The 7,537-nt window shown below is 45.3% G+C and carries 6 protein-coding genes and 1 pseudogene; 5 read left to right on the top strand and 2 right to left on the bottom strand.

Annotation, left to right across the window (positions count from 1 at the left end; all coding sequences use genetic code 11):
- Positions 1–223 precede the first annotated feature (223 nt).
- Positions 224–1,168, bottom strand: a complete 945-nt coding sequence (locus ACEW9J_RS17550; RefSeq protein WP_373546397.1) for a response regulator — start codon at positions 1,166–1,168, stop codon at positions 224–226.
- Between the two features lie 5 nt (positions 1,169–1,173).
- Entirely contained in the window at positions 1,174–2,853 is a 1,680-nt protein-coding gene (locus ACEW9J_RS17545) for a CheR family methyltransferase (protein WP_373546396.1), read from the bottom strand.
- A 576-nt stretch (positions 2,854–3,429) separates the two neighbouring features.
- Between ACEW9J_RS17545 and ACEW9J_RS17540 the strand changes: the two genes are divergently transcribed.
- From ACEW9J_RS17540 to ACEW9J_RS17520, 5 genes and pseudogenes are all read left to right on the top strand, one after another.
- The gene (locus tag ACEW9J_RS17540; RefSeq protein WP_373546395.1) at positions 3,430–3,942 is read left to right on the top strand and encodes a PAS domain-containing protein; all 513 of its coding nucleotides are present in this window, start codon (positions 3,430–3,432) and stop codon (positions 3,940–3,942) included.
- Complete coding sequence (locus ACEW9J_RS17535) at positions 3,839–5,485, top strand: ATP-binding protein (RefSeq protein WP_373546394.1); 1,647 nt, start codon at positions 3,839–3,841, stop codon at positions 5,483–5,485. The genes ACEW9J_RS17540 and ACEW9J_RS17535 overlap by 104 nt, the downstream gene beginning before the upstream one ends.
- Positions 5,486–5,786: 301 nt before the next feature.
- On the top strand, positions 5,787–6,080 hold the full coding sequence (locus tag ACEW9J_RS17530; protein WP_373546393.1) for a 2Fe-2S iron-sulfur cluster-binding protein: 294 nt from the start codon (positions 5,787–5,789) through the stop codon (positions 6,078–6,080).
- Positions 6,081–6,627: 547 nt separating this feature from the next.
- A complete protein-coding gene (locus ACEW9J_RS17525) occupies positions 6,628–6,939 on the top strand; it encodes a hypothetical protein (RefSeq protein WP_373546392.1) in 312 nt (103 codons plus the stop codon).
- A 217-nt stretch (positions 6,940–7,156) separates the two neighbouring features.
- Positions 7,157–7,537: pseudogene (locus tag ACEW9J_RS17520) on the top strand (AhpC/TSA family protein); the annotation flags it as partial.

Raw genomic sequence — 7,537 nt, 5'->3', positions numbered from 1 at the left:
ACGCGCAGATGTATTTGACAGGATCGATCGATATTGACGACCCAGACCAGATTAACCCTCAATCTAATCCCCAACAATTAGCCACTGTCACCAAGCAGGGGCGAAAGCTAGAGTTCAATAGTTGTCCGTTGGTGCGATCGGTTTACTCCGCGACCAGTGGGGTAGTGGTCAGGTAAGGATTAGAGTAATAATTGATAATTATTAATTATCAATTATTACTTAATTAGTCCAATCGCCCAGTCAGATTTGCCACCATTTGGATTAGTTGTTCGGCGTCAAAGGGTTTAGCCAGATGGACTTGAAACCCAGCCGCGATCGCCTGTTGCCGTTCTCGTTCGCTACCATAAGCCGTAATTGCCGCCGCCGGAATCTGTCCCCCAGCTTGAGTATCCAAGGCTCTGACCTGCCCAATTAATGCCAAACCATCTTCGTCTGGCATCCCGATGTCTGACAAGAGCGCGTCATATTTGACCCCAGATGTGACTAAAGACGAGAGCGCGTCTCTAGTCGAGGTAACTGTAGTTACTACTGCTCCTGCATCTTCTAAGATGTATTTCAACAGATCGAGAATATGTGGCTCATCATCAACTGCCAAGATGTGTAAGCCCTCTAGCAAGGACACCTCCTGAGTGACGCTCGATCTTCCCGTCGCTGCGGCTAAATCGCTTGGTACCGCTGAAGAGGGCAACTGTTTGCCACTGGCAATCTGCGAAAGATCCAGCATGTCATCGATCGATTGAGATTGTACCTTCGCACTGCGATAGATTACTTCCAAACCGTGAGTGACGGTGGTTGCGGGTAGCTTGTTGGTCTGGAGTAGTTGTGCCCAGCCGATGATTGCCGTGAGGGGATTACGCAGTTCGTGGGACAGGTTGGATAAGAAATCATCTTGAGTGCGATTCTCGCGTCCAGCAGAGGCTACGCCAACGGTCAAATCGTGGTTGACTCGCTCCAGTTGGGCATGTCGGTAGTGAAGTTCTGCATCAATTGTCTGGAGTTCTTCAGTAGTTGCCTGAAGCTCTTCTTTCGCAGTTTTTAACTCTTCATGCTTATGTTGCAGTTCTTGTTCGATCCACAAAATTTTGTCATTAGCAGCTTGGACTTGCTCAACTTTTTGCTGGAGATCGCCTCCTGGTAGACCTTCCCGGCTGGATTGACGATGTGCCAAGTTATTTAGATTAGATCGCTGCTGGGGATACCTGAAAATGTGGACTGGGTGGCGGTTGAATTTTTAGCATAAATTTGGTGCTGTCGATCGACTACAGTAAATAAATCTGAAGATGTTCCCGTACTTTCCGACATGCCGAGGAAGAGCAAGCCAGTCGAGTTGAGCCGCTCGTGGAAGATCGGCATAATCCGCTGCTGGAGCGATTCATTAAAATAAATCAAGACATTGCGACAGCTAATCAGATCGAAATTAGCACCCGCCGCATCGCTACCCAAATCTTGACGAGTAAATACGCACAGTTCGCGCACTGCTCGATCGATCTGATAGCGACTTCCAGCATTTGAGCCGCTGCTGGAAACGTTCTGCTTAAAGAAGCGGTGACGACGTTCTGGTGAGACATCCACCATCTGATTTTCGTTATAAATACCCGCTCTTGCTTTATCGAGCGATGGTTCGCTAATATCGGTCGCCAAAATCTGGATCGACGGCAGTGTGACGCGATCTGCCAAGAATTCTAGCAAGCACATCGCGATCGAATAAACCTCTTCACCTGTCGAACAACCCGCTACCCAAATCCGAATTGGCGATGCCGACTTATTTTGAGTAATCGTGGGAAACACTCTGGTTGTGAGCAGTTCAAAGGCTGCGGGATCGCGAAAAAAGCTGGTGACATGGATTAAAATTTCTGCATACAGGGCGTTAATTTCCGCTGGATGCGCTTGCAGATAGACCACATAGTCTGCCAACTGTTCGACTCGACACAACAGCATTCGTCGTTGAATCCGACGATTGAGTGTTTTGGATTTATAGTAACTAAAATCAATGCCAGTAGTCGCTAATAGTAGCGAACAAATCTGCTCTAGATCGACTTGCTGTTCGGTGGCGGAGCCGTTGTGAAAACTAGATCCATCTGTCGCCACCAACGGCGGCGGACAGACAAACATGGGATTGCGACTGAGATTTAGTAATTCCTCAGCAATTTTTTCTGGCGGTAGTACAAAATCGACGTTACCTGTCGCAATCGCACTAGTCGGCATACTATCGACGTTTGCCGTAGCTTGACACTGAGCAAACGTCACGCCGCCTGCTGCCTTAATCGCCGTTAGCCCCAGCGAACCGTCACCATCGCCACCCGATAATACTACGGCGATCGCTCGATGCCCACACTCGGCTGCCAGGGAGGTAAATAAGGCATCTCCAGGCATATATTTACCAAAAACTTTCTCGCGGGGCGATAGTTGCAGTATCCCCTCAACTAGCACCATTTTGGTGTTCGGCGGAATCGTATACACCCGATTCGGTTCTATCGCCATGCCGTGCTTTGCCTCGCACACCTGCATTTTGGTCACTCTCGCCAGCAGCTCACTCAAGAGACTCTGACGATCGGGTTCTAAATGCTGAATCAGCACGAATGCCATCCCAGTATCGACAGCTAAATGGCTTAGTAGCTGCGTAAATGCTGCCAATCCACCTGCGGAAGCCGCCACACCGACGACGGGAAATTTAGACTCGAACGGCTTGCCTGCTGTCCGATCGTTGTTAGCGGCAACCTCCGGCTCGTGCGCCGCTGTCTTGTCACACTCTACGCCGGAGGGAACATCCGTAGAGTGCGCCGCTGCGACAGTAATTGCGCTCACAGACGGCGATGCTACGTAGATCTCGTCGCGATTAGATTCAAGTGTCATAATAATTGATAATTATTAATTATTAATTAATAATTGGGCGATTGTTTATTTGGATGTAAATAAATTTATTCTGAGTAATAAGATTTTTTTATTAAAAGAATACAGTTGTTATTTTTTAAGCCTATCGATGTTCGATCGCAAACGAATCAATCAATAGATAGATATTGAGCTGTCTTATGAGATTGTTTATTTCTTCAAGCACATAATTAGACTCTAAATAGGCTATCAAATATTTATAGCTCTGGCTTGAATCCATTGCTGCAACGGGTCTGAAGTCCAAATAATACTTTAGATAATTGACAGTTTAGATATACATCCAAATTTATTACATTAAAAGTTTAGGCATACAGTAATCTGAGAATATTTAATTAAATTTGCTACGATCTCTACTCAATAACGATCTCGGCTATAATCTGTCGTGCTGACTGACATTTCCTCACAAGATCCTCACATTTTTAATTTAGGATTTAGGTTAATGATTCTGGATCGTGAATTGATGCAAGTTATTCCAGTGGATGATTAGCTCCAGACAAAAGCAGCAGCTAAATAATACGCAACTATGCACATAGATGTCACATGTACTCAAGAGATCTAGACGGACGCTTGTTGATGCCGGATTTTCCCGATGACAAACAAGTAACAATCGCGCTCCAGCACAATGCCCAGAGGTTTCGGGCAATCTTCGATGGCGTATTTGAATCGATCGCCTTGCTCAAACCCAACGGTAATCTCATTGAGGTGAATCTCACCGCCGCAAAATCTTTAGGGATCGGGGCTGAAGCTGCGATCGATCTACCGTTTTGGTCGGCTCCCTGTTGGATTGCCTCAGCAGTCCAACAGCAGTTGCAAGAATCGATCGCGCGGGCAGCTCAGGGAGCATACATTCGCTATAAAACGGAAGCGATCGGCGCAGACAATCAACCGCTGCCGCTCGATTTTTCGCTGACCCCAATTCGCGATCCTCAAGGTGAGACAATCCTGATTCTTGCCCAAGGGCGGGATCTCAGCACGAACGAACGAACGAACGGGCGAACATTTCCACGATCGACTCTACAGCGAACGTTTATCAGTCGCGATCCGCGTAGCTAAAGCAGGAGCTTGGAGTTGGGATGTAAATAACCAACAGGTATTCTGGACACCAGAATTTGAAATCCTGTTTGACTACGAACCAGGCAGTACTCAACAACTCTATCGCGAATGGATCGATCGGGTGCATCCTGACGATCGAGAGCGGGTAGAAACCCAATTACAGCAAACTATCCACCATCAATTACCTGAATTTCGCTGTGATTATCGGATCGTCTTGCGAGATGGACAAATCCGGTGGATCGCGACGATAGGTGAGTTACACTCTCAGCCACAGAGCAATCCGCAAATGTCTGGTTTAGTCTACGATATTACCGACCGCAAGCGGGATGAAGCTGCACTCCACCGGAGTGAAGAATTTACGCGGCGGATACTCGAAAGCGATCTTGATTGCATCAAGGTTTTAGACTCAGAAGGTCATCTGCTTTATATGAATAGCGGTGGACAAGTCATGATGGAGATCGACGACTTCGCCACCGTTGCTAATACTCACTGGCTCGATTCTTGGCAAAGTGACGATACTGAAGCTGCCGCTGGTGCTTTTGCAATAGCTAAAGCTGGCGGAGTTGGTAAGTTTGATGGTTATTGTGCGACCGCCAAAGGTACGCCAAAATGGTGGTCGGTAGTCATCACGCCGCTTCCCGATATTGGCGATGATATGGGACAAATTTTGTTAGTCTCTCGCGATATCACTGAGCGCAAACAACTCGAACTCATCAACCAAGCCCAAATTATCGAATTGCAACAGCTCAACCATGCGCTGATGTTGACGCAACAACAGTTGAGCGAACGCAATGAGGAACTCGATCGCTTTGGTTTTATCGTTGCCCACGACCTCAAAGCTCCATTGAGATCGATCGCCAATTTATCAGAGTGGATTGAAGAAGATCTGAGCGATCGGATCTTAGAGAACGATCGCCAACAATTTCACCTACTGCGCCAACGAGTCAAACGGATGGATGCCCTAGTGGATGGGCTACTGAACTATTCACGGTTGGGAAAACAGGCTCTGGCGATCGAAACCGTTGATGTTGCCCAACTATTAACTGAGATCGTCGATTCTCTGTCCTCACCAAGTTTTCAGATTGAAATATTATCTGCCCTCCCGATGCTGGATACCAAACGCATCTTACTGAGTCAGGTTTTTGCCAATTTACTCAGTAATGCGATCAAACATCACAGCCGCGCCGATGGTCGGATTGAAATTACTGCTGAAGATCTAGGCGATCGCTATCAATTCTCGATCGTCGATGATGGCGATGGTATCCCTGTGGGCGAAGCTAGGCAACGTATTTTTGATATTTTTCATACTCTCAAACCCAGTACCTCTAATGAAAATACCGGAATTGGTTTAGCATTAGTCAAAAAAATTGTCGAAGGCGAAGGCGGTCAAATCTGGGTAGAGGATTATCCTGCTACAGAGACAGCGGAGATGTTCAACGGCAAACTACTACAAACACAACCAGAGTGGCTACCTCAACCACTCAACGGAGCCTGTTTTTGTTTCACCTGGCTCAAGATAAATCAATTAATAATTAACAATTAATTACTCCTCTATTAGTAATTAAAACTCAGAGATAAAAATCATCTCTAAATTTTTAATATCCATTATTATATGCTCATTAATTTAATTACTTGTGTAATCGAGAAATACTAACTTTCTCTATTCATTTAAGTCAATAATAGCTTTATAGTTCATCCAATTGACAGATATAAAAATCGAGATTAATTAATATCATCAATATAGTTGACAATGAATCATAGATCTAGTTTCTAGCTGAATATTCGATCTATCCGTCATTAGTTCGTAGTTAAATCCCCATCAAAACCATTACACCAATAGGAGCATGAACGTGGCAAAAATTACCGCTGAAGGCAAGACTTTTAATGTTGACGGAGGAGCCAACCTCAACGAAGCTCTGCTCGAACAAGATATCGATCTCAATAGTGATGGATTTAACTGTCATGGACATGGCATTTGTGGTGTTTGTCTAGTTCGAGTCGAGGGAGCTGTTTCAGCACCAACAATGGTAGAAAAAATCCGAACTTTTTTTCGTCCTCATTCGATTCATAATGAACGGCGGCTGGCTTGCCAAACCAAGGTGCTAGGCGATCTGCTCGTAACAAAATTTGATGGTTAGAGCGACCTGCAAGTATTGCTAGACGAGATAGAATTGCGGGCAGCATGACCCAAAATTGCAGTCATTGACAGGATTGCTAGTTGCTACAGTCATCGTGACACTCTGGATTAGTAGCCTAGTATTTCTGCTGGATCTGGTATCTCAAATTCATGAAAGGATACCTAAATTTTCGACAAATAGTTATTCAGTTTTTTGGGCTAGGTACAATCTTTATTACTTTATATTTTGGATTTCATGTTCCTGTCCTCAATCTATTTTTATTAAGGTTAGTGCCAAAGAATTGAATTTACTGATGTAGCTACGGTGCCGTTGGGTGGCACTGATAAACTTAGTTGCCCAATTCATTGATAGCAAGTGATGTAATCTACCTATTTGTATCAGCCTATAACCCGATTTATTAATAGCAGATCGTGTAATCTACCTATTTGTATCAGCCTAAAGAGGGATGACTTTGGATAGGCGATCGGTAAAGATAAGAACTGTGTGAGGCGGCAATCAGGAATAAGTTAAAAAATCACCAACGATAAATCAAACACAGGAAGTTTTTATGTCTCAAATTGATATCAATACGACTATCTCAGCTCTACAACAGGGTCTCACATCCATTCCTGTCAAGCAAGCTGTCACAGTCATCGAGGGTTGGCAGCAACAGTTACAAGGCAACCCTATCGCTGAAGAATTGGGTAAGCTCAAGACAGCTTTGACTTCTGGTAACGCTACTGGCGCTTCGCTGGCTGAAGCTCTCTCTGCAATCGGCAAAAGTACTACTGAAGCAGCTCAAAGTGCCGATCCCAGTGCTGCGGCAAAGGTGAAGGAGTTAGGACAACTGCTCTCTCAAGCAGCTAGTTCTTTGAAGTAGTTTGTGAGCGATCGACTTCAATCATCACTGCCTAAGTTGGCACTTTTCTCTGGACAACAATTTAGCCGATCGCTTTTGACTTTTTTCTAACAATTGACAAAGGCAATCTCTGCTAAATTGTTGTTTTTCTATTTGCGGAGGTTGCATGGGTTCGATACGCTTTTCAGTATAAAACGCGCTCTAACTTCTCGGAGTCGTCTATTGAGGTTAGCAACTAGTGTTATTGTTCCTGAAGGCAAGAGCGTTAACGCTGCACCATGGCGTATATTGCCCCAAAGATCGCCAGCAGCTCCACGAACTAGTCCATTTTTCCAAACTATGTGCTGTTGGTTTTGTGCGGCTCCTGAGCATATCGACAGACAACTTAATGATGAGCAACGCTTTACGATCGGGTGTCGGTGCTGATTGGACATTTTTGCACGACTTACAAGGCAAAATCAAACAAGATTTGGAGATCGAAGAGTACACCGATCCCGATCCCACGCCGATGATTCCGCACACTTTCGTGCTGGAACCTGGATTGAAGATTTACAAAATCTATAACGGTTATTGGTATTGGGGTCGTCCTAGCCTCGCCGAACTGCATCTGGACTTACGC

The sequence above is a fragment of the Chamaesiphon sp. genome (genome assembly GCF_041737865.1).
GTDB lineage: Bacteria > Cyanobacteriota > Cyanobacteriia > Cyanobacteriales > Chamaesiphonaceae > Chamaesiphon.
The sequence above is the reverse complement of the archived record's forward strand: the minus strand, read 5'-3'. Positions and strand labels throughout refer to the sequence as shown.

What these genes read in the sequence shown, in the direction of transcription:
- ACEW9J_RS17540 (WP_373546395.1), top strand. Translation starts at nt 3,430, where the DNA reads ATGTACTCAAGAGATCTAGACGGACGCTTGTTGATGCCGGATTTTCCC.
- ACEW9J_RS17530 (WP_373546393.1), top strand. Translation starts at nt 5,787, where the DNA reads ATGAACGTGGCAAAAATTACCGCTGAAGGCAAGACTTTTAATGTTGAC.
- ACEW9J_RS17545 (WP_373546396.1), bottom strand. Translation starts at nt 2,853, where the DNA reads ATGACACTTGAATCTAATCGCGACGAGATCTACGTAGCATCGCCGTCT.
- ACEW9J_RS17525 (WP_373546392.1), top strand. Translation starts at nt 6,628, where the DNA reads ATGTCTCAAATTGATATCAATACGACTATCTCAGCTCTACAACAGGGT.